The organism is Duganella sp. S19_KUP01_CR8 (assembly GCF_036688705.1).
GTDB lineage: Bacteria > Pseudomonadota > Gammaproteobacteria > Burkholderiales > Burkholderiaceae_D > Rugamonas.
In genome coordinates, this window is sequence record NZ_JAQQPR010000006.1 from 64,933 (window position 1) to 85,102 (window position 20,170).

Annotated in this window: 16 protein-coding genes; 10 read left to right on the plus strand and 6 right to left on the minus strand. The window is 51.6% G+C overall.

Annotated features, from left to right (window positions below; genetic code table 11):
- Positions 1-235 precede the first annotated feature (235 nt).
- Positions 236-1,870 carry an ATP-dependent nuclease gene (locus V6M89_RS07850; RefSeq protein ID WP_332852670.1) on the plus strand — a complete coding sequence of 545 codons (1,635 nt, stop codon included), beginning with the start codon at positions 236-238 and terminating at the stop codon, positions 1,868-1,870.
- A complete protein-coding gene (locus V6M89_RS07855) occupies positions 1,867-2,685 on the plus strand; it encodes a hypothetical protein (protein ID WP_332852671.1) in 819 nt (272 codons plus the stop codon). The genes V6M89_RS07850 and V6M89_RS07855 overlap by 4 nt, the downstream gene beginning before the upstream one ends.
- Positions 2,686-2,806: 121 nt before the next feature.
- Here the strand turns inward: V6M89_RS07855 and V6M89_RS07860 are convergent, their stop codons facing one another.
- The 3 genes from V6M89_RS07860 to V6M89_RS07870 form a co-directional block, all read right to left on the minus strand.
- The gene (locus tag V6M89_RS07860) at positions 2,807-3,898 is read right to left on the minus strand and encodes a S1 family peptidase (RefSeq protein WP_332852672.1); all 1,092 of its coding nucleotides are present in this window, start codon (positions 3,896-3,898) and stop codon (positions 2,807-2,809) included.
- Between the two features lie 63 nt (positions 3,899-3,961).
- Positions 3,962-4,870 (minus strand): hypothetical protein, encoded by a 909-nt coding sequence (locus V6M89_RS07865; protein ID WP_332852673.1) that lies wholly within the window; start codon positions 4,868-4,870, stop codon positions 3,962-3,964.
- A gap of 2 nt (positions 4,871-4,872) precedes the next feature.
- Complete coding sequence (locus V6M89_RS07870; RefSeq protein WP_332852674.1) at positions 4,873-5,685, minus strand: HipA family kinase; 813 nt, start codon at positions 5,683-5,685, stop codon at positions 4,873-4,875.
- Positions 5,686-6,100: 415 nt separating this feature from the next.
- Here V6M89_RS07870 and V6M89_RS07875 point away from each other — a divergent pair, with 415 nt between their 5' ends.
- Together V6M89_RS07875 and V6M89_RS07880 are read left to right on the plus strand one after the other, a co-directional pair.
- A complete protein-coding gene (locus tag V6M89_RS07875) occupies positions 6,101-7,090 on the plus strand; it encodes a hypothetical protein (protein WP_332852675.1) in 990 nt (329 codons plus the stop codon).
- A 188-nt stretch (positions 7,091-7,278) separates the two neighbouring features.
- Positions 7,279-8,355 carry a DUF5677 domain-containing protein gene (locus V6M89_RS07880; RefSeq protein WP_332852676.1) on the plus strand — a complete coding sequence of 359 codons (1,077 nt, stop codon included), beginning with the start codon at positions 7,279-7,281 and terminating at the stop codon, positions 8,353-8,355.
- 174 nt (positions 8,356-8,529) lie between these two features.
- Here the strand turns inward: V6M89_RS07880 and V6M89_RS07885 are convergent, their stop codons facing one another.
- Complete coding sequence (locus tag V6M89_RS07885; protein WP_332852677.1) at positions 8,530-9,735, minus strand: hypothetical protein; 1,206 nt, start codon at positions 9,733-9,735, stop codon at positions 8,530-8,532.
- Positions 9,736-10,151: 416 nt separating this feature from the next.
- On the opposite strand from V6M89_RS07885, the gene V6M89_RS07890 reads away from it, so the two are divergent.
- From V6M89_RS07890 to V6M89_RS07915, 6 genes are all read left to right on the plus strand, one after another.
- The gene (locus V6M89_RS07890) at positions 10,152-14,645 is read left to right on the plus strand and encodes an AAA domain-containing protein (protein WP_332852678.1); all 4,494 of its coding nucleotides are present in this window, start codon (positions 10,152-10,154) and stop codon (positions 14,643-14,645) included.
- A 2-nt stretch (positions 14,646-14,647) separates the two neighbouring features.
- A complete protein-coding gene (locus tag V6M89_RS07895; RefSeq protein WP_332852679.1) occupies positions 14,648-15,277 on the plus strand; it encodes a hypothetical protein in 630 nt (209 codons plus the stop codon).
- A gap of 33 nt (positions 15,278-15,310) precedes the next feature.
- The gene (locus tag V6M89_RS07900) at positions 15,311-15,958 is read left to right on the plus strand and encodes a hypothetical protein (protein ID WP_332852680.1); all 648 of its coding nucleotides are present in this window, start codon (positions 15,311-15,313) and stop codon (positions 15,956-15,958) included.
- Entirely contained in the window at positions 15,955-17,010 is a 1,056-nt protein-coding gene (locus V6M89_RS07905; RefSeq protein ID WP_332852681.1) for a hypothetical protein, read from the plus strand. Before V6M89_RS07900 ends, V6M89_RS07905 begins: the two co-directional genes overlap by 4 nt.
- Before the next feature lie 156 nt (positions 17,011-17,166).
- Positions 17,167-18,054, plus strand: coding sequence for a hypothetical protein (locus V6M89_RS07910; RefSeq protein WP_332852682.1), 888 nt, complete (start codon positions 17,167-17,169; stop codon positions 18,052-18,054).
- Between the two features lie 76 nt (positions 18,055-18,130).
- Entirely contained in the window at positions 18,131-18,337 is a 207-nt protein-coding gene (locus tag V6M89_RS07915; RefSeq protein WP_332852683.1) for an AbrB/MazE/SpoVT family DNA-binding domain-containing protein, read from the plus strand.
- 15 nt (positions 18,338-18,352) lie between these two features.
- Here V6M89_RS07915 and V6M89_RS07920 read toward each other — a convergent pair whose 3' ends face one another.
- A complete protein-coding gene (locus tag V6M89_RS07920; RefSeq protein WP_332852684.1) occupies positions 18,353-19,699 on the minus strand; it encodes a type II toxin-antitoxin system HipA family toxin in 1,347 nt (448 codons plus the stop codon).
- 82 nt (positions 19,700-19,781) lie between these two features.
- Positions 19,782-20,156, minus strand: coding sequence for a hypothetical protein (locus V6M89_RS07925; RefSeq protein ID WP_332852685.1), 375 nt, complete (start codon positions 20,154-20,156; stop codon positions 19,782-19,784).
- Positions 20,157-20,170: the final 14 nt, after the last annotated feature.

Genomic DNA, 20,170 nt, shown 5'->3' on the forward strand with positions numbered 1-20,170 from the left:
CAAAATTCGTCAACCTGGTCCCGTCTAACCTTCTAGCTGCCATTATACGAGCCGTTAGCAATCTTCAGCTTGCAATAAACGCATCTTTCCGCAGTGCTGGCGACAAATTGACATGCGACCTCCCGTAAATGTCTGGGTTGTGGCAAAGTCTCTAATAATTTCAGTGCAAGACGATGCGCGCCAATTATCAATGAAGGCGATCCTTTCAACACAGGCTTAACAAAATTGATGCGCGATGACAGACGAAAAAAAAATGGAGCCACAGAGGCCTAATCCTGCCCTGTTTCTGAACATGAAGGCAGCAGAGGCCTCTGATTACGACCCTGTCATTGTTCCGACTGGGAACAGTTGGAACGATTTTGGATATCAGATTCAGGTACTTGTTGGGCTGCGAGTAAGCCTAAACCATGTTGAATGGCTGCACGCAAGAATGGCTATCTTTGACGTAAAAAAAATCGACCTTTTTTTTGCGGAGCGGCTTGCAGAGAAGCCGGATGGCCTGCCCTTGCGTGAACTTGGCGTAGCGTTTGCTACGTTACTTAGTGAGGCCAAAAATTATGGCATGGTTCGTAACCTAATTGGGGTAGAGCGTGGATACGACCTACTCCTTAGCCTCAATGATATCGCCTTGCTACAAGACCTAGGCCAGGATGTCCCGGACTGGGATGAGTTCTTCGCTTCAGCTGTGTTTAACTATGCAATGATTCGCTCCAGCCAAGGACACTTCGCCATGCGCAATGGCGCCAATGAACTTCTCGGTAGGGACTCATTTAGTACCGATGCATGTGAGCAGTTTGCAGCAACGCTCAAAAATGGTGGCCCTCCGTTTGCATTTGATTTCAAATTCAATAGGGCCAACCGCTTTCGCGGCAGAATTGCTGTTCTCGTAGGTAAAAATGGCTGCGGGAAGACGACTGCCCTTGCAAAACTCGCTCGTGCACTAGCCGACCGCAATAGTCGTCAAGCTAGCCTGAAGCCCCGCCCACAGGTCAATCAAGTCCTGGCTTTTGCACACTCTCAGTCGCTGAGCCTTTTCGTGCCGAGATCAAGCAGCCGAAGCGCTGCGCGTATTCGAACTTTTTCACTTGACAGTGCCGGTAGCCGGTCGCGCAAGCAAACTTCAAACACAATGTTGTTCGCAGAAATTTGTCGCAGCCACGATGAAAGCGGCATCCGTACTCTTAGCTATCTGAGTGAAATATTAGATGCGGAATTCTCAGACTTACGTTTATGGGGGCCAATAAAGGCATCCGGCCCAGACGGACAACCGAGCTTCGCTCCATTGAGCCATTGGATGGAAGCTTATGGGGAACAACGGCGTATTCAAGCGTTATCTGATATTGACCATACTAGAGACCTCGTATTCTATGCCGACGGCAACGTCGAGCGAAAACTCAGCCTCGGGCAAACTGCGTTCCTTCATTTCATATTATTTGCATTAGCAAATGCGGGGCCGTCCTCGGTCTTTGCGGTGGATGAGCCTGAGAATTTTCTCCATCCTAATCTTATATCCAGATTTATGCGGGTACTTAACCAAATTTTGCTGAGTACACGTTCAATCGCTATAGTCGCCACCCACTCGCCCTTTGTGGTACGAGAAGTTCAAAGCGCACAGATTCACGTTCTCCGTACCGACGAGGACGGTAAATTCGTTGTAGCAGGGCCGTTACTCCAAACGCTCGGGGCAAATGTTAGTGTCGTTTCAAATGAGGTCTTTGGCGATGATTTACACCACCACCTTTTCTTGGAAGTGGTTGACCGTGCAACTAATGACGGGATCACCTTTCATCAAGCACTGGATCAATACGCTGGCGAGTTAAGTTCAGATGCTCTCATGCTGATGCGGCAACGAATTGAGAGGGAAGAATGAGAAAGCTTCCAATACCAACTATAGAGGATGCGGATCGCATTGATGGCTTGGGAAAAGCAGGCAAGCACAAGCTTGCGGTTTCCCAGCGTGCCGCGCAAATTAAAGTTCGCTACGACGAATATCGCCACGTGCAAGGTAACCCTTGGAAGATTGCAGAAGACAACACCTTCGATGACCTACGCTTATCTTTAAACCATCTTTATAATTCGCCTCCCAAAGGTTTTGAATTCATTGGTGAAATGCGTCGGGAAGTCGTCGGCGCTTGTCCTGTTTGTGGGCGCGATAGCCTTGGAACACTTGACCATTATCTCCCCAAACAAAGTTACTCTGAGTTTTCCATCTTTTCGCTCAATCTAGTACCAGCATGCGACCGGTGCAACACCGTTAGAAAGACACTTGTCCGCGGAAACGTCCAAGACGAGCGGCCTATACATCCTTATTTCGATGATTTTTTAGACCAACGAATTATGACTGTCCTTGCCGAGCCTGATTGGAGTGCACCTCGATTACGTCCGATTCCATACAATGTCCAAGGTGAAACAGAACAAGTGGTCGCCTGGCATATTGAAAACATCATTTTGCCTGCTGGAATTGAGCCATATCTCATTAATCTATGGACCACTCTTGTCAGCAAACCTTCTCTTTATTTGGGAATTGTTGCTAACGAAGATCACGTACGCGCGCAACTAGAACGATTGGCTGAGATGGAGGCGACCTTATGCCATTCTCCTAATGCATGGCGCTCCAGTTTCTACCACGGGCTGCAACAAAATGATGGCGCCGTGGAATATCTCACAAATCTTATTGTTATCTAAAACAAAAAACAATCATCTTAGTTCAGGCTAGTTGCAATTAAGGTTAGCAGCGCCACCGAGCTTCCGACATCCGCTCATCAACTTTCTTAGGAGATTTCAAATTCTTCGAGCTGCTATCCCGCTATTGATAGTCCTCGACCGGAAGAACAATTGCCGGATCAAGACCCCGAACTGCGCGAACGACCTCACCTGTCGGAATGCCACAATAATGAGGTGAAAATGCTGACCACTTCGTATCATCTTCACACCTCGACTCATCTTTAGTCTTTTCATTCTTCCTCTTCTGTTTGACTGAACCACTCTCATTTTGTTTCGAAGGTTTATCGTCTAAAGTTACATCCTGTGAAACCAGTCCCAGGAACTGACCACTAGTTGATAAAATCGGACCACCACTATTCCCCGGTCGTGCAATCGCAGAAAATAAAAACAGGCGCTGGCTGAAGACCGTATATATTTCCGCACAAGTAACTTCGCCCTTCTGCAAAGTTAACGGTGCAGTTCTTGCAATTGGTATTTTTGGATATCCGAAAATTGCAACATTCATCCCGAGTTCTGGTTCAACAAAAGGAAGAGCACCGGTATTATTGTCAGCTTGTCCGTCCAGATAAATAAGGCCTACATCAATATCCTGATGAGTTACTTCCCTCTTTACCCGATGGGAAACCCCTCGTATGGTTAAAGCCTCATCAAGTTTCATGTCATTTATAACATGTGCACAAGTCAAGATAATGTTTTTGTCGATAAGGATACCTGTGCCAGCGTGAACGTCGCCTTTCAACGTCCCTGTGATATGTATAAGATTTGGCTCAATTAGTCTGTGCAAAAAATCAACGCCGAGAGGTTGCGCCAGCATATATAGGCCTCGCCCCTCAATGTTAGTCGCCTGCTTCATTGAGTAATACGTCTTAGGTAGCATGGTCGAATGGCTAACGCCCATAAAAGTAAGCCATCCAGCAGCTTCTAAGGCGTCCAAAAGTCGACCGATGATGTACTGGTATCTTCGAGCTTCCGGGAGGATGCCCTTCGCATCCAGATACGTCAGGAATTCGAATCCAGAAAGCGGCTGAATAGTATTGCCTTGCCGACTCTTCCCGAGAATACTATAAATTTCATTCGGGTCCTGCACTGAAAAAAAATTGGTCGCGGCCACTGCAATAGTCGTGCGCTGCTCCACTGTAAAGGGCGCTAATCTTACGAACTTTGTTTGCGACATAAATCTCCTAGTATGGAAGGTAGCCAGTGGATCACCAGGCGGATATATGAATCGTGCAACGCTCTAAGCAGCCTCTTTGCTCAAGACAAACTTTGCAATTTCCGAAGTCGAGTGCATTGGTCGACATCGGACGTCGACTTTATCAGCCTCTTCCTCGAGCTCAAGCGCGGCAGCATTCAGCGCGTTAATTTGGCGTTCGCTGTAAGACGGGTCATTGTTGTAAGGGCGATGCAGGAGCAGTTCAAAATCCATTATGCTATCTGTAGTAAAGAAGCCGTCCATAGCCCCTGACTTGAGTTGCTTAAGGTCCCACAATTTTGCTTTAGCGTTATTTACCAAAGGGGACAACTTACCTGGAACGAGGATACCAAAATTTGCGACAAGCTGATGCCCTGCGAAACCGATATATGCAGGGCGAGCCTTCTCAGACACCTTGAAACTCACTCCGAAGAACCTAGCCAATTCTGGTCGTGCGGCGATGACGATGTCTTTCACCATGGATTCAAGTCTTCCTGAAGACTCGGCGGCTTTGGCTTCAGGGTCTTGGCTTTCAGATTCTTCCGAGAGATGAATTGCGAGAGATGCACATTGCATCAGTGCGGTGCGAGCAACGTCTTCGAGGTTCTCCCCGGCGCCTTCGCGAATAGCCCCCACCTCAACCCCCTCCATAGGCCTCGACCAATCGCTGAGAAAGTTGATACCATTCTTCGACAGATGTCTTTGAATAGAACCGAGGGCGAGATTGCTTGCATTAACCAGTGCAGCTGCATGTTGCCCGTAGACGCAGGTCAATCTTTCAATGCTCGGCACCGGATAGACGATAGACCTTTGGCTGTCTACAACGGCGACAGCTATGCAAAGCCGTTCGCCAGAGCCTACGAGAGGCTCGAGATAGATAGGAGCCCACCGCGCATAGTGATTGCTGCGCCGCGGAGCAAATTGCAGGGTCTGCAGTAAGGTAGGTTCTTGCATAACTATTGAACCGGGAACAAATTGGGTATGTCTACGTGATTGGCGATCTTCGCCGGCAACAATTCGATTCTTTCACTAAGAAATCGTTTCAGCGCTTGCACATCTACGTCACTAAGCAAGTGGTTGACCCCGCTCGCATCAATAATTTCTGAAACCTGCAGTTGTTTGAATTTTCCCGCCAGATTATTGACATGTTTTCCTAGGGAATACTTTTCTTTGATCGTGACGCATCGTCCGACATGTTCTGCAACACGATTTTTTGTATATGCCCCCGAACGTAGCATGCAGCCCTGCCAATTGGGACCAGTGAACGCATGCGAGTGGTCGATGAGCCACACCTCGTTATCCGCACCTATCAAGAGATTTCCAACATTTCTATCGCAGTTGGCAATCCATTCATCGAAGACCACTGCGTCGCGCCACGTTGGCCAAAGTGGGAAAAGCCGCACAAAGGCATCAGCTTCGTCGTCATCATTGATAATGTGGAACTGCCTTGTAAAGCTCAGGGCATTAGCGTTTGTAGAGCCGTAAGCAATGGTCGAGAGCAACCGCTGTCCCTTAAGGAATTTAGACTCAGGGTAATCCTGCGCAGAAACGTGAACAAAATACCCTTTAGGGATTGGTAGGCCAGCGCCTCGACCAAGTAATGTGCTAACGACTTCGTTAGCTAATGTCGTATTGCCTACCAACTTCACATATGCGCTAACTTTACCGGTCGGCGTTTCGATAACGCCTCTGTATGTCTCAAAGAATCCGGTCTCATCTCCTTTGAGCAAGTAAGCTCCTGGCAATAGATAGGCTGTTTCAAGTGACACGATCCCCTCCTGCATTTTTTAGAGTTATTTGGCGTATCTCTACACTTAAAAATCTGGCTAAGGAACGAATCGGTGCAGTTTCAGCCTCCTGGAGGGGGAACCATCAAGGCCCTCAAATTGGCAAACCTGTCGGCCCGATTCATGGGTGCTCGATCAATTCTGATGTCAAAATCAGCGTCTAAATGTGCCGGCCAGCATCTCGAGGATAACATGTTGCCAAAGTGAAAAATCCTCACATTCTCACACTGGCTTCCATGTCTGACGCTTTCCCATGGATGAAGCATGATGTTCCCAAGTGCATTACCAACGCAATTAACCAACTTCTGTCGCCGGACGAAAAATTGCTGCCGAGCATCTTCCAGCCGCAAATGCTCCAGTGCTAGGATAAGGCATTGCATCCTCAAGAAAGTGTGCTATGACTAACAGCGACGGCCCGCTGCCTCCTAACCTCACAGAAAACCAGCACTTCGTCGCCCAGAAGATACAGAGCTTGAACGCTTCGCCGTCACGAAACGGAGAAATAAGTCATATTCATTCGTATAGTAGGGTCGGAGAGAACGCAATCGCTAGGGCAAGCAGAAACGGCATGCCAATTAGACACAATCTTGCTTTAAAGGATTTGTACACGTTTGATTTGACGGGGCAAATGCGGCGAAATTTTGAGGCCCTGTTCCACCGCTACGAAAGTGATGTTCCTAAACTCACTGTATCTCTTATTGAGAAAATCCGCGCAGGCCGACTCGACTTGCAGAGAGAAATTTTAGCTATTCTCAGTGCGAAATTCCTCGATTTCGCACGCAACCCATACACGATACGGAAATGCCTAGACACCTTTCCACCACTGGCTAACCACCACCCAACAGACCGGGAATCCTATAACACCTATAGACGCATTTGGGACGGCCATAACCCAAGACAGGCTCGGATTTGCGAGTTGCTAAGTGTCACTGAAGAGGAATACAGGCGCTGGCTAGTGACCTTGTTCATGCTGCTCTACCCGCACGTGGGCATGACAGAAACCTTTTTGGACCAAGTGATAAGCGGCCTGATAAATAACAAGGACAACTACACGAGCGCGCATGTTTTCGTATTCGACCAACCAATGGTGCTGCTATCAGATCGCTCTTTCAACGAGGTCTCTTCGTCGCCGCACTTAGCATTAGAATTTCACGCAAGCGCTGAAATGTTCATAACGTTCTCTTCAGCTCATCTCGATGCCATGGGATTCCCGAAAGATAGGCTGGAGCTTTTTAAAGTCACTCGAACGCCGCAGCTTGAGGTACCAATCGTTAAGAACAATTATGAGTTACTTGAGCGGTACAATCAGCGCTCGGTTACTCAATGCTTTAAGCATGTTTACGGTGCAGGTTCCGCGTTCCCTGGAGTAATTATCACCGGCGATTAGCGTTCAGCGTGGCACGCCGAGTGCAATTTTGCCGCTGCGATTCGTCTAAGGAATTGCTAGAGGCGTCCCATAGGAATGATGTCTACTGTACCCAGCGTTCTAAGGCAGTTCACACATCCCATGATTTAAGGATACTGCCGATGGTCGCTGTCACTTTCTCGCCAACCAATAAGGACGGAAGAACTCGTATGAACGATGAAGGCCCATTACTGCGAAGACTAGAAAAATCGTTTTTCGAGCACTTGCGCGGCATTGCACATGCGGAGCTAGAAAAGGGCGAAAAAGACTTTGATTCAATAGAGGCTGAAATTATGGAATCTATTCAGCCCGCTATGCTCGATCTCTTACCAGAACAGGTTCTTCAAAGTTTAATGTCCCGAGCTCCTCATATGTTGCGTGAACGGAGAGTGTCTGATCGAGGCTTTGAGCGACGAAATTTTAAGCGGTGGCGAAGGCCATTTGATGCGCTTGAAACGATGGTGGCAATAGCGGAGGAGGTAGGCGAAGCTTGTGATATAGAAGGGCGCGAACTAGCCGAAACTGAAAGCGATTATCGGTTCATAGCCCTGTGCCAGTTGTTTCCACGTGCGATCCTCGTTACTCGTGAAATTATTCACCTACTCAAAGGTGGCTTTCCTGATGCTGCACTCAGCCGATGGCGCTCATTACACGAATTGACTGTGACCGCCATGTTCATTAGCGAGAACGACGGAACCATTGCACTACGATATTTGGCGAGTTTTGACTTCCAAGCAAAGCGCGCAGCGAGGCAATATAACTTGCACGCCACCCGGGCAAATCTCGAGCCTTTCGGTGAGGAAGACTTGGCGGACCTTGACGCCAGATGTGCAGCTGCGATTGCGGTTATCGGAGGAGAAATCAAAGGCGACTGGGGATGGGCGGCTCCTGCCTTTACAAAGGAAAGCCCGACCTTCGCGGACATCGAAAAGGCGGTCCAGATGGATCATTGGCGGCCGCGGTACAAATGGGCTTCTCAGCATGTCCATAGCGGCCACAGGCCAAGTGATGCCCTTCTAGGAGTCAGCGAAGCTAAGCAGCCAGTGATGCTGGTTGGGCGCAGTAACTCCGGATTTACGGACCCATTGCATATGACGGCCGTCTCTTTATTTCAAATGACATCCACAATTTTGCTCGAAAATCCAAATATTGATCGAATTGTTTACGCAAGAATCCTCGCTACTTTATCTGATAACGTAGGACGCCTAGCGGTCGAGGCCGACTCTGCCGACAGTCCTCCCAGCTAGTTGATAGCTCGTAAATTCGAAACTAGCCCAAAAGCCTTTGCGCGACCGCAGCTAAGTCATCGAAGATGCTACACTCGGCCGGCAACAATAGAATGGGATTGATTGAACCGGTGGATGTTCAACACATAAAGCGACAACCGAGACAGATATCCGATTGCTGGACAGCGTAATCTATCACCAAGAAAAAAGTCGCCTGAGTGCGTCGGTCGCCCGCTGCCAAGTTTTCTGAATGTTGCCTCCGGGTGATGGCTTATTAACCCGTTTACTCTGCAAAGTAGTCTTGAGTGTTGGGGCCGGCTGGTTGTTCTGGGTTTTGACTGTTGCTGGTTTTCGCGCTTCCAGTTTCTCAGGCCATGAGTTTTCTGTCGGGCCGACCACCACCTGGTCTGTTGCAAGCGCAACTTTGATTGGCGTCGGCGATAGAGGTTTCACTGGAATGCCTGATGCTGGCTGACCGTCTGCTGAAGGCGGAGCAGTAGCCCTACGCAGTGCAGAAGGCTCTTCTTTCGATTGCTGCGGAAGCGCATGCGGCGAACCACCCCCCTTTGCTTCTGACACTCTGCTAGGCGGATAGGCCGGCAGGACGGCTTCGATTTGAGCCTCGAGCTCATCATCCTCATCAAGCGGCTCCATTTCCATTTCCTCGAACAAGTTTTTCAAGTTCTCGTGAAGCCAGCTTGTGTCCTTGGTCAAATCAAGAAAAATTGTTTCCGAAAACGCTAGGGGAATCTTGTAGGTCCCGATCATTGGTCGCGTTCTCGCCTGCTGCTTTGCAGAATTGACGCGGCCTAATTGAACTGGAAGGCGTGCTAGGCTACATTGCCCCGGGGTTAGCCATGTCGTTTTCAGCTCTGAGCGCAACGGTTTATCGATGACGAAACGGATGCGTTCTGGCATTCCAGCTTTAGGCCTCACTACAAAATCTGTAAGCGTTAGCAGAATATACGGCACAGCCCAAATTGGCATTTCCGCGTAATTCCAGATACCCAGTTTGTTTGCCTTGTTGAGCAACAACGCAAACACAGCACTAGACATGGCGCCTTTCCCAGTCAGATTAACGAGAAAGACGAATGCTCGTTGAAGGTTTTCCTTTTCGTAGAATTGACGCTTAAGAGCTTCCGCGCGTGCATCGACGGCCCCCTCCGGGGCCTCTGGTAGCCAGCTGTAACTAGGGTGATAAGGATATGAGAGGGGGCAATGCTCTTCGCCAAGCTGCCGCTTCCGGTGATTGAAGCTGGCGGTTTTTTTGACGCTAGCGGCCGCTGATACGAATAGGACTTCACCACAGCCAGGACACGACGCATGGTCATTTCTCGACTTCCGAATGCGCTGAAAAACCCCGACTGTTACTACTTTACTTTGATATAACGCTGTTTCCACGACGCCGCCCCTGCGAATGCTTATCTTGGACAGTTTGCACTGACAGTTCCTTTGAGGCAAGTAATTCCGTGAAAATCAATCATATTGCATTCTTGTAAATTTCGCCTGCGCACTGTTCCTGTACGTTCTCATACTCCGCAGGCCCCTTGCGCATGACCGACAAAATCAAAAGCTCAGCAATCACAGCTACTGGTTACAACTATCAGACCCGGCAAGGCATCAAGCTACTCTTCGACTGACATGATGCGCCGTCGCGCTACACTCGCGTTACGTTTGCATGTGATCATGAAGCAGATGCACCGAATGCTTTTTCCAATCGGTCGACTTTTCCCTATGGAATCATGTTCAGAATAGGAGTATCGTGACCTGCTTGATAACAATAATTTCACCGTCTACGCCCTGGCGGAATCCAATATATGGGAAACCAAATACTGACCGAGGGAGCGCCCCAAGTCCTGAGCTTGCTTGACTACATCGAGCAAGTTGAAAAGCTCAAGGCTAAACCCGCCTTCACGGTTCCAATCGACTACTACTGCGCCTATCAGCAAGACCTCCAAAGCCTGCCTGAGCTCCAATTCAACCTGCAGGTCGACGGCGATGACGTATGGCTTCGGCTGCCCCGCTTGCAGGAAATAGCACCGCCTGAGCTAGACGAGGCGCTCAAACCTTGGGTTCAGCTGCCGAAGACACCCGAGAAACGTCCAGAATTGCGCACCCAAATCGACGTGGTCGATAACAAGGTCGTCGTTAGCAAGCTGGAGCTTACGGACTATCCGGACATCAAAGAGCATTTCGAGTGGTACGTCGAATATCAATGGACCCCTTGGGCAACTGCCGAAAAGCCACGTCGAAAGGTCATTAGCCAATACCAGAAACTGCACTCCTTGCAGCAAGCCATCTCGACCGAGGGTGCTGAAACACCACTCGAACTAGCTTGGGGTATCGGTAACGCAGCGTGGAAGAAACCGGGTACGGCGGCGCCAATCAAACATCCGTTGCTTGTTCAAGTCTGCGAAGTAACCCTCAATGAGGACACGCTGGATTTAGAGGTTCGCCCGCGAGACATTTCTCCGAAGTTGGAGATTGACTGCTACGCCGCGTTGGAAATTCCCGGCGTTCACCAGGTAGAGGCATTCTGGAAGAGCTTTTCGGCGACCAACGCACAGAGGGTCAATCCTTTTGAATTGAGCAGCTTTGAAGGGGTGCTGACGGCATCAGTCGGCCACCTTGACCCCAAGGGCTCTTACCGCTCCCACAATGACGACCTGACTGCGCCAACGCCGGAAGAGCATCTGACCGTGTCCGACACTTGGGTCTTGTTTGGTCGCCGGCGCTCCGGGGACATCTTCTTGCAAGACATTGAACGTCTGAAAAAAGTCGTGGAGTCGGCTGAAAATCTGCCCAACGTAATTCGGAGCTTCGTTGAACACGGCGAATCGACGGTGCGGGTGCGGCCGGAAGTGCCTTTCCGCGGTCTCTCGTCCAGCGAGAGCACAGATGGAGCGTTGGAGCTTTATTTCCCGATGCCCTACAACGAAGAGCAACTCTCGATAGTCCGAAAGCTGGAGACCAACGATGGCGTTGTCGTCCAAGGCCCGCCGGGGACAGGAAAATCGCACACCATCGCGAACGTCGTGTGCCACTTCCTAGCGCAAGGTAAGCGCGTTCTTGTCACTGCCAAGGGCGAGTCAGCACTGGCCGTTTTACAAGAGAAGCTGCCCGAACAAATACGGCCCCTGAGTGTCGCTTTGCTATCCGACGAGCGGGATGGCATGAAACAGTTCGAACACTCAATCCAAACCATCGCGTCGAGTGTTTCCGCATACAACCCATCGCACGCCGCGTCGAAAATCGCCGGCTTGGAGCAGGACCTGAACCAGCTCCACGCTAAGATTGCCTATGTCGACCAATCGGCAGCAGCCCATGCAGCCAAGCACATGCGTAACTACTCGTTCCAGGGACGCGATATCTCGCCCGAGGAAATGGCAAAGATGGTTGTGGAGCAGATGGAGCAGCATTCGTGGTTCGACGACCTACCGCCGCCCTCACAAGATGGCACGCTCCCCTTTTCGGATGAAGACATTGTCGCCTTGCGACAAGCTCGCCTTATCGTGCGTGAAGACTTGTCCTATTGGAACTGCAGCTTGCCATTAGACGGCCGACTTCCAGAATGGTCGGACTTACTCGGGCTCCACCGTGACATCATTCGTGCCCGTAGAATCGAAGAAAGCGTGGCCCAAGGTAGTCTCTATCCCTTGGTTGATTCCCGTGCCGAGACTTACCAGCGAGCTCAGGACCTCTTGGAGTTTCTCAAAGGGCGCGCAGGCATCCAGAAGGCACTGGCGGAAGTTGGGCAAGCTTGGACTATCGTAGTCCAAGAACGGTTTGCAGACATGCAGGAATCGGACCCAGTTCTGAAAGGGTTACTTGATGTGTGCGATTCCATCCAAAAGCTGGAAGCCAACCGGCGCGATTTCGTGCCAAAGGCCATTGAAGTCCCAGTCAATGCAGAATTGAATTCCGATTTTCATACGGCGTTGGAGCGCTTGGTTGAGGGGAAGAGCGCATTTGGTCTGCCATTCGGGAAGAGCGAGGCACGAAAGGCAATATCCGCCGTCACTATCCTCGGAGCCGCTCCCGCAGGCACGGCGGAATGGGCTGAAGTTGCACATGTTGTCGAGTGGCGTGGCCACGTGCGCAAAGTGCTGGCAAGCTGGAACTCTCTGGGCCAAGAGTTTGGCTTGGAATCTGTTGGTTCAGATGTCGAAGCATCGTTTCGTCGGGCTGTTCAACTGCGGGGCCCAATTGAGCATGTACGTTCGCTAACCTTTGACTACGACGCTACGCTTTTTGAACGGTTGGATGAGGTCCTGGGACAAAGTGTCGCCGAAGGCATGTGGGAAGGCGGCGAAGCATACGTTACGTCTATTGCACAGAGCCTTCAGGCTCATCTCGATAAAGACCGGCTTGCGTATGCAATGACCCGCGTGCTCGACTTGCTTCAGTCGTTGGACAACCATACTGGCGGTATCGTCAATGAGCTGCACGCTTTCCTCAGCGAGTCTCTCGGACGCGCTTCCGCAGACGAGGCTGTTCTGCAGACCACCTGGCTCGCACTTCAGGCTGAGCTGGCGCGGCTCAACAAGCTTCTCCCTGCCTTGGGCACCATTGCGGCTGTAACGGAGCAGCTTGTCGCATCCGGCGCACCTCAGTGGGCAAACCGCCTACGCATCCAGCCCGCTAACACGGACCATGACTTACACACGCCGACTACTTGGCGTGACGCATGGAACTGGCGCCTCGCCGTGCAGTTCCTTGATAAGATTGACGGCCACGCACGGCTGAAGCGGTTGTTCGATGAGCGTCGTACCTTGACAGCCCAGTTGGCCCGGACCTATCAGGAGCTGATCGCCGAGAAGACGTGGCTAGGCGTCTTCAATAACTCGCCTACAAGCGTACGCCAGGCCCTGCAGGCATATCTAAATGCCATCCACGCGATGGGGGCGGGCACTGGCGTGCGCGCCGTTCGTCACAGGAAGAATGCGCGAGACGCCATGTTGCGCGCCTATAAAGCAGTGCCGTGCTGGGTCTTGCCACAATGGCGCGTCTCCGAAACGATACCTGCCGAAATCGGGCTATTCGACCTGGTGGTCATTGATGAAGCATCCCAATCGGATATCTGGGCGTTGCCCGCTCTCTTGCGCGGCAAGAAAGTCCTAGTCGTGGGGGACCACAAACAGGTATCGCCGTCCGCTGTCGGTACTGCTGAGGCCAAGATTCAGGAACTTGCTGCGCGCTTCCTACGAGACCAGCCGCATGGCTCCGAGATGACCCCCGACAAGTCCATATACGACTTGGCGCGCGTCGTCTTCGCCGGTAACTCGGTCATGCTTCGGGAGCACTTCCGGTGCGTCCCTGCGATCATAGAATTCTCTAATCGGGAATTCTATGAGGGGGACATCAAGCCGCTGCGCGTGCCCAAGGCAAACGAACGATTGGACCCGCCGCTCGTAGACGTATTGGTCAAAGGCGGCTATCGCCATGGTGACGTGAACGAGCCTGAGGCGAAAGCTATCGTGGAAGAGCTCAAAGCTATCCTAGAGGATGACTCGCTGCAAGGTCGCAGCATTGGCGTGGTGACTCTGCTTGGTACCGCACAGGCCGCCCTGATTCACAACATGGTTCATATGCAGATTTCGCCGGCGGACATCGTCGCCCGCAAGATTGCAGTCGGGCCGCCGCCAGTCTTCCAGGGCCGCGAGCGCGACATTATGCTCATCTCAATGGTGGCGGGCCCCGGGGACCGCGACACGGCCAATCGCGCCGACATGCACCAACGGTTCAATGTAGCACTGTCCCGTGCCCGTGACCGCATGTACCTGTTCCGGTCAAAGACCGAAGCCGAAATGAAAGAGGATTCGTTGAACGGTCGCGTGCTGCGTCACTTCCGCCAACCCTTCACCCAAGATGCCCACAAGGTCGAGATGCTTCGCGAACGGTGTGAATCTGGCTTTGAGCTGGAGATGTTCGACGAACTGGTCAAGCGCGGCTTTCGCGTCGAACCCCAAGTTCCTTGTGGCGGGTACCGTATTGACTTTGTCGTTGAAGGTGCTGAAGGGCGTCGGCTGGCCATTGAGTGTGACGGCGACAGATTCCATGGTCCCGGCCAATGGCAGGACGATATGGCGCGTCAACGGGTGTTGGAGCGCGCTGGCTGGACGTTCTGGCGCTGCTTTGCATCCACGTTCGTCCGGCGACGTGAGGAAACGCTGGCAGACCTGCTGAAGAGCCTTGGTGACTTGGGTATCGAACCGCTCGGCGCGGAGTCTGTGGACAATACTATCTGGGTTCACGCGAAGGAAGTGGACCCGTATGGCGTATCTGATTCCGAACTTGAGGAGGCCTTGTAAACATGGCAGACCGCCCCTTGATGCAGCGAACCATTGTAGACCTCGAAGCGATGTTTTCGAGTTCTCCCACGGACGAAAATGTACTCGTTCAACTCGCGGCTGAGCTGAAACATAGAAACGTGCCCAGGGCGCTGGCATTGGATCAGAAGGTCCAGAAGGCCCTCAATACTGCCAACAACTCAGGGAGCCAGCAAGCAGCAGAAGAGCCCAGCGAAAGTGTAAGCAGGCTTAAAGCGATTTTGGCCAAGGCCCGAGCAAAACAAGCAGAAGATCAGCAAGGCGAGCTTTGGAGCGAGGCGCAATCTGCCACTGCATCATCGGTTGCGAACGATGCGACAACCGCGTCGCCAACACGCACACCCAAACCAGATGCGCTGCTGCCTCAGCACCAGCCACCTGCATCAAGCGAGCATTCCATGAGTGTAGAGGATGCCTGTCGCATCTTAAGAGCGAAGCCCGGAGCCACATGGGGAGATTTGGAAATGACGCGAAGGCAGATGGTTCAAACGTCAAGCCCAGCCAACACAACGCTATTAAGTTCTACCGAGCGTTCAAAGCTCTTATCGGATGCCCGTCGCGTAAACCTAGCCTACGCCACTTTATGTGACGCGAGCAGAACGTTCATCGGTTAGCCATTTCTTCTGTCTCGTTAGACCATAGGCGATATGAAAAATCCTGCACCAAAAACAACAGATATGGAACAACGAATTTCAGTTGAATATTCCAACGTTCTGAACGAAGTTCGGACACGCATCAACAGTTTCCAGACAATCATCCATGGCACTGCGTCCCTACCGGAGTGGCTAACGGCCGAACTTTTGTATCTCCAACTAAGAATGCTTTGCGAGCTCGTAGCAGTAGGCTGTCTCGTAGCGCATGGGGAGATCGAGAAGGAGAAATTAGGCCAAGTGCTAAAGCGTCACGAACCGGGTGTGATGCTCAAAAAATTGGAGTCGCTTCATCCTGACTTCTTTCCCAAGCCGATTAAAGTCACCAGCACCTCGGGCTCACATCACATTGACTTCATCGAAGACGGATTTTTAACGAAAAGCCAATTCTTTGAGCTATATGTTGAGTGCCATCAGCATCTACACCGAGGTAGTGTTTCACATATCTATAGCTTGACCAACCCTAAGCAACCGCCTCGAGTCGAAGATGCCGTAGAGTGGGCAAAGCGACTGCTCGCCTTGCTGAATACTCACCACATAGTATCGTCCGTGAAGGGGAAGATGCTCGTGTGCTGGCTAGCTCACGAACAGGTCGGAGGAAATTCATTTGTGGTGATCGCCAAAGCCCCAGGATGTGAAAAATGACACTGATTGCGGGTTACATCAAGAATTCCTGCCCAGTGCTGCTCGGTGACGTTCTTTTGTCAATTCCGAAGGGAAAAGGAGCGAGCATTTCAACACCATCTTGGCATCACGTGGAAGAGGCTCAGCAAGAGCCTCTCCAAATCGTTAACATGGTTCAGAAAGTGAACATCGTACATGACCATGCGTGTTTTGCATGGGCTGGAAGTTATGTGCAAGCGAGGGTGTTTGCAACTGCATTGCGAACCCACCTACAAGCGAATGATCTTGATGACGCGAAGATGATGGAGTTCTTCAAGACCTTTGATAAGGAAGACTATGACGGGTTAGATTGCATCATCTACACAGTCCATAACGGAATTCTCAAACGCTTTCACCGAAACGCCGACGAGTATGAGTTAGACGGCTTAATGGTTCAGACTGGTGGTTCCGGTCAAGGACACTTCATCAAATCTGTGGAGTATTTTCATAAGGCCGCGGCCGACGGCGACATGCGAGAGGAGACGGTGGTGGCACCTGGCCTTTCGTATATTGCAAGCGCATTTGGAGAGCAGCTATTCACGGGAGACGGACTACAAGATGGCTGGGGTGGGGCGTTTGAATTAGCCTACTTCGCTAATGGAAAATTTCAGAAATTGGATGATGTGCTGTATGTGTTTTGGACCGCTGAACAAAATGAGCGAGGTGAGTTCACACTCAAACCGTTTCCTTACCTGGTCAAAACCAACTACTTCGGTGACACGTTCACGGTCATGGTGCAGGACAACAGCGAGCAAGATGCGCAAACGCGAATCTATAACATCTGCCCGCTCGGTCAGCGCGACACCGAACGGCACACCCCGCCGCTGACCTTTACCTACCTCATCAATTACATTTTGATGGAAAAACTTGAGGGGCCGGCCATGTCGTGTACCAGCCTGATGACCAATGCTAGCGCCTGCGGATTCTCAATCAATCGAGCAAATGGGACCACGTGTCTTGAGTTCTCCAGGGAATTCATCGAGAAGCTGTGTAAGGATGCGTTCGGCCCAGGGAACATCCTCCATAACGTCTAGCCGCGTCAGCTGTTGAGCCAATGGCATTAATCCGCCAGCGTTAGCACTACCCAGGTCGGCTAACCTGTTTATATCAGATGGTAGGCCGCCCCCGGCCTTTAGCCGAAGCGAACGTTGCGCCAGCAGCTTAGCTTACTTCATAGAGAACAATTGTGCATGATAACTATAGACTTGCAGAGCGCGGCAGACCGATTCGCCGATGAGGTAGCTGATTACCTCCGGCCATATCAGGACCGGTTAGAGCGCTACAGCTGGCCGATGAACGAGCGTGCCTTGCTAGGAGCTGAGCGCCTGGCACTGCCATTTAAGCAGGTAGATGGGGGCGTGGCCGACACCCATGCGCTTCGCGCTGTTGTCGCACAGAGAGCTCGCGAGATTCATCTAATCCCTGAACCTAACCGCACTTCTCAGCTCAATGAGCTCTGCGAGTTCGTCATCTGCGAGTGGGGGGCACTCGACAATAACGGGCAGCAAACCATCGCGGGGTATGCCCGTAAATTCACGAGTGCCCGCATCCCAGACCTGTCTCAAGTTAAATCCTGGGAAGATTTGAAAGACCGCGCGGGGTGCAAGTTCACCTTTTCGGGCATTTCGAGCTGGTCCAAATGGTTGAATTTCGTTTGGAATGACTGGGCGTTAATCTACGATGCACGCACTGCATTTAGCCTGAACGCCATCCACTTCCTGCGCAGTATCGACGCACCTGTCTTCCCTGTTCCGCAAGGACGCGGAAGATTGCTTAGCTCCTTTGACTCACAATCGATGGCCTCTCTGAGATACCTTAAAGCACGTGGCAACAGACCGCCTGATCCGAAAGATTCCAATGAGGACTTCGTGGCCTGGCTAGACGGTGCCGCCGTTCCGAAGAATGCGGCGTATGTCTATTACTTGCAAGTGATGCGCGGTACAAGTAAGCGACTCGGGCACTGCGGTGAGCACGCGCTTGTCGAGACCGAAATGCTGCTCTTCGATCTATCCATCCGGGAACTCGTCCGAGACTTCATCACGTCGTTGAACAATCTTATTGTTGTGACTCATACCTAACCGACAGCTTTTCGTCCGAATTCGGCTACACTGGCACTGGGTATTCTTACGTTAGGAGCTGGATAGGACGGTTCAAGTGACTTTGACAGCTAAGGGCCAAATTACACTGCCAAAAGCCTTCCGAAAGAGTCTCGGTCTCACCCCAGGGACCAGGGTTACATTTTCTCAACTCCTTGACGGCACTGTCGTTATGCGGATCAAACAACGAAAATTGTCCGACCTGGGAGGCATTCTGACCCGAGAAGGACAACCAACCATTACGATTAAGAGAATGCGGCGCTAAATGTCATGAGGCCTATCAACCCGATATGGCGAGTCTTTGCGCCGCTGCTTGCAGGCCGTCGAAGATGCAGTCTGCCAAGTGGTGAGGGAAATCGCCAGGCAGCTGCTTGCTTACGACCTGCACCACCCTCGGCGTTCGCTCGATAAGTTCGTCGATGATAGCGCAGACACCTCGCACATCAGGTGTGCAAATCCCATAGGCCGTCCCTACGGCATCCCAGTGTCGTCGCAAAACATCACGTATCTTCCAATGCACGTTCTTCGAACGCATAGCCATCGCCATTTTTACCTTGTGCGGCGAAATCTGATTGGGCCCGCCGCCGAGCACCGGATAGGCAGACAGTACGTCATACAATTGGGTAAGCTCATACCGACCACCTGTGTGCAAAACTAGGCTGAAGTTTTTCGCATGGCCATCGGTAGCAGCCAACATCCAGAATAAGACCTGAGCCTGGAAAAAAATTCGTCGGTCACGCTCAATCGAAGCAGAGCCCTCCAACACCCTCATGACTTGCCCCATTCCCGGGCCCCCATCCGCTTCGTATTTAAGTGATGGCGGCGTTCCTGTCGCTTGACACAAGTCCTCCTGGGCCAGCCGGCTAACCCACGGCTTACCATCGCTGTTGTACTCCCATTGACGGTCGAAGCGCACCACCGAAAGCACTTTCACTTCTTCAAACTGCATCGGGCTAGCCTGTGCAACAGGCAAACCGAACTCTCTAAGGATTAACGAGCATAGCCACTCGTTTTCCACCGATGCGCTCATGTCGGCGCGCATGTTCCCCACCAGGCCCATGGGCAGTTTGAGGATGTGTGTGGTTGGCGTCGAGCCATGAGGCTTGCACCATCTTCCGTCAGCGAACAATAGAGCAGTTTTCTCCTGGGCGCCGGCAATGCAGATTCGGAAGTCATCAGCATCCCGGGGCCCGTTGGGATGCACGCCCGGAGCTACAGCGTTTCGCAGTAGCTCCGCCACTTCACCCTCCGTCAAAGGGGTGGCATCTACCGATCTCACATTCAGTGGCACGACACCATCAGGTAGTATCTGCAGCGCGCCTACACAGTCCCTACCAATCTGCGCCAGAAGCTCAAACGCACTTACCGGGTCGACCTGATATCGGCTAGCGATGCGCTGACGAATATCCCAGCTGTCGGGCAACAGATTCTCGAAAAATGTCCGAACAATTTTGCCTTGATAATTCGGATTCCTCGGAAAAAATGGTAGCGTCAACGAAAGAGGGATGCCCTCGCTGGAGTTGATCCATTTTTCGTCATACATGAGCGCATCATCCTTAGTCCACGCTCCCACATAGACGCCGTTCATCCAAAGGCCTAACGAGCTCGATTGTGGACCTTGCTTCATTCCTCCTCCCATTTGAATCGGACACATATTTTGTGGCGGTCTACCACCCATGCAGTAGCATCGCTCTTCGAGCCGAACTCGATTAGCCAACTTCCGTCAAAGCAGAATCGGGGACTGGCCACCCCAATATCGCGGCAGTGCGGCGAATGACCCATCTCATTTCCGCGTCAGTCCCCCAACCAGTTTTCAGCAAACGCAAACAATACTGATCAAGTATTTCTTTTTCATCCATGTGAGCCCTCTTACCTGCCTTGGATTCCAGCGATTTTTGCACGAGCTGTTGCGCCAGGTCTTCACATGTGTCCCAACGGTGATGTATCTCTGGAGGGGTGCAGCCTGGAGCGTAAAACCGTCCCTGGAACCTTGCGAGCAACAACTTGGGGTGAGCGCCAGCCACCATGCCTGGCGTTTCGGAACGAGGAAAATCGTCAGGCACACTGAAGTCTGAATCATTCATGGATACACTCCTTC

What these genes read in the sequence shown, in the direction of transcription:
- V6M89_RS07850 (WP_332852670.1), top strand. Translation starts at nt 236, where the DNA reads ATGACAGACGAAAAAAAAATGGAGCCACAGAGGCCTAATCCTGCCCTG.
- V6M89_RS07855 (WP_332852671.1), top strand. Translation starts at nt 1,867, where the DNA reads ATGAGAAAGCTTCCAATACCAACTATAGAGGATGCGGATCGCATTGAT.
- V6M89_RS07860 (WP_332852672.1), bottom strand. Translation starts at nt 3,898, where the DNA reads ATGTCGCAAACAAAGTTCGTAAGATTAGCGCCCTTTACAGTGGAGCAG.
- V6M89_RS07865 (WP_332852673.1), bottom strand. Translation starts at nt 4,870, where the DNA reads ATGCAAGAACCTACCTTACTGCAGACCCTGCAATTTGCTCCGCGGCGC.
- V6M89_RS07875 (WP_332852675.1), top strand. Translation starts at nt 6,101, where the DNA reads ATGACTAACAGCGACGGCCCGCTGCCTCCTAACCTCACAGAAAACCAG.
- V6M89_RS07880 (WP_332852676.1), top strand. Translation starts at nt 7,279, where the DNA reads ATGAACGATGAAGGCCCATTACTGCGAAGACTAGAAAAATCGTTTTTC.
- V6M89_RS07890 (WP_332852678.1), top strand. Translation starts at nt 10,152, where the DNA reads ATGGGAAACCAAATACTGACCGAGGGAGCGCCCCAAGTCCTGAGCTTG.
- V6M89_RS07895 (WP_332852679.1), top strand. Translation starts at nt 14,648, where the DNA reads ATGGCAGACCGCCCCTTGATGCAGCGAACCATTGTAGACCTCGAAGCG.
- V6M89_RS07900 (WP_332852680.1), top strand. Translation starts at nt 15,311, where the DNA reads ATGAAAAATCCTGCACCAAAAACAACAGATATGGAACAACGAATTTCA.
- V6M89_RS07905 (WP_332852681.1), top strand. Translation starts at nt 15,955, where the DNA reads ATGACACTGATTGCGGGTTACATCAAGAATTCCTGCCCAGTGCTGCTC.
- V6M89_RS07910 (WP_332852682.1), top strand. Translation starts at nt 17,167, where the DNA reads ATGATAACTATAGACTTGCAGAGCGCGGCAGACCGATTCGCCGATGAG.
- V6M89_RS07920 (WP_332852684.1), bottom strand. Translation starts at nt 19,699, where the DNA reads ATGAAGCAAGGTCCACAATCGAGCTCGTTAGGCCTTTGGATGAACGGC.
- V6M89_RS07925 (WP_332852685.1), bottom strand. Translation starts at nt 20,156, where the DNA reads ATGAATGATTCAGACTTCAGTGTGCCTGACGATTTTCCTCGTTCCGAA.